The organism is Streptomyces sp. MZ04 (genome assembly GCF_004684775.1).
GTDB lineage: Bacteria > Actinomycetota > Actinomycetes > Streptomycetales > Streptomycetaceae > Streptomyces.
This window is the reverse complement of the sequence record NZ_SRIC01000532.1, coordinates 1-1,988: the sequence shown is the minus strand read 5'-3', so window position 1 is coordinate 1,988 and position 1,988 is coordinate 1. Positions and strand designations below refer to the sequence as shown.

The following is a 1,988-nucleotide window of genomic DNA, read 5'->3' as shown; positions in this document are numbered from 1 at the left end:
CCCCTCCCCCACCGACCGAAGGCATTCCCCCATGAAGATCGCCCTCGACCCCTACATGCTCCGCAACGCCCCTCTTCTCGAACTACCCGCCGTGGTGGCCGAGTTGGGATACGAGTGGATCGAGCTCTCCCCCCGGGAGGACTTCATCCCCTTCTTCCGCCACCCACGCGTGGACGACGCCACCGTCCGCAAGTTCCGCAAGGCGCTGGACACAGCCGGCGTCGGGATCTCCTCCGTCCTGCCACTGTTCCGCTGGTCCGGCCCCGACGAGGACGCCAGGCAGGCAGCCGTCCGTTACTGGAAGCGCGCCATCCGGATCACCGCCGGCCTCGGCGTGGACAGCATGATCTCCGAGTTCAACGGACGGCCCGAAGACCCGAACCGCAGCGAGGCCCAGTTCTGGAAGTCGATGGACGAACTTCTCCCGCTCCTGGAGCGGGAGGGCATCCATCTCGCCCTGGAGCCGCACCCGGACGACTTCATCGAGAACGGCTACGACGCGGTCAACCTGATCCGGGGCATCAACAGCCCCAACATCGGCTTCCTCTACTGCGCCCCGCACACCTTCCACATCGGCAACGACGCCCCTGGCATCATCGAGTACGCCGGTGATCTGCTCACGCACGTACACGTGGCCGACGTCCTCGATCACACGGCATCGTCCGGCAACCGCTACATCCTCAACCCGCCCGACACCTCCGCCCGCGTCCACCAGCACCTCGACATCGGCCAGGGCGAGGTCGACTTCGACGAACTCTTCCGCGCCCTGCGGACGAACGGCTTCGACGGCACCCTCACGGCCTGTGTCTTCGCCTGGGAGGAACGAGCCAAGGATTCCTCCGTCTTCATGCGGAAGAAGATCGACGAGTACCTGACCGCCTGGTAGCGCGGCCGTTCGCCCGCGCCATCGCGTAGCGACAACCTATTGACATGACATTTCAGCGAGGGCATGGTTCTGGCTGAAGACTCTTTAAAACGCTTTAAATCCATCACCCGCCGGAGTCTCCGGAGCGAAGGGAAACCGCGTCATGCCGTTCGATGTGCTGACCATCGGCCGCGTCGGAGTGGATGTCTATCCGCTCCAGACGGGAGTGGGCCTTGCGGACGTCACCTCGTTCGGCAAGTACCTGGGCGGTAGCCCGACGAACGTCGCCGTGGCCGCCGCTCGCTACGGGCGCAGCGCCGCCGTCATCACCAAGACCGGCAACGACCCCTTCGGCCGCTTCGTGCGCAAGGCCCTCGACGGCTACGGCGTGGACAGTCGCTTCGTCGGTACGTCGACGATCGCGCCGACCCCGGTCACCTTCTGCGAGATCTTCCCCCCGGACGACTTCCCGCTCTACTTCTACCGGCTCCCGAAGGCTCCCGACCTGGACATCGAGGCCGCCGATCTCGATCTCGACGCCGTACACGCCGCCCGCGTCTTCTGGATCACCGGAACCGGTCTGAGCGAGGAGCCCTCGCGGTCCGCCACGCTCGCCGCACTCCGGCATCGGGCGAAGTCCGGGACAACCGTCTTCGATCTCGACTGGCGGCCGATGTTCTGGAGCGACCCCGCCCAGGCCCGTACGTACTACGCCGAGGCGCTGCGGCACACGACGGTCGCTGTCGGCAATCTCGACGAGTGCGAGGTCGCGACGGGCGAGCGCGAGCCGTACGCCGCGGCAAAGGCATTGCTGGCGGCGGGAGTTGAGCTGGCCGTCGTCAAACAAGGACCCCGTGGCGTGCTCGCCATGGACCGCGACGGCGCCACCGCCGAGATCCCGCCCGTCCTTGTCGACGTCGTCAACGGTCTGGGCGCCGGCGACGCCTTCGGCGGCGCGCTCTGCCACGGCCTGCTGTCCGGCTGGGACACGCACCGCACGGTGTCCTTCGCCAACGCCGCCGGCGCCCTGGTCGCGGGCCGGCCGGCCTGCGCCGACTCGATGCCGACCGAAGCCGAGGTGGAGGCGAAGCTCCCACCGACGGCCCCCGATTCTCCCGAATCC

2 protein-coding genes are annotated in these 1,988 nt (G+C 67.5%); both read left to right on the top strand.

Going from position 1 to position 1,988, the window contains the following annotated elements:
- Positions 1-31 precede the first annotated feature (31 nt).
- On the top strand, positions 32-886 hold the full coding sequence (locus tag E2651_RS42870) for a sugar phosphate isomerase/epimerase (protein WP_135336673.1): 855 nt from the start codon (positions 32-34) through the stop codon (positions 884-886).
- Positions 887-1,028: 142 nt separating this feature from the next.
- Positions 1,029-1,988, top strand: a 960-nt coding sequence (iolC, locus tag E2651_RS42865; protein ID WP_135336672.1) for a 5-dehydro-2-deoxygluconokinase, incomplete at its 3' end; no start/stop codon positions are given.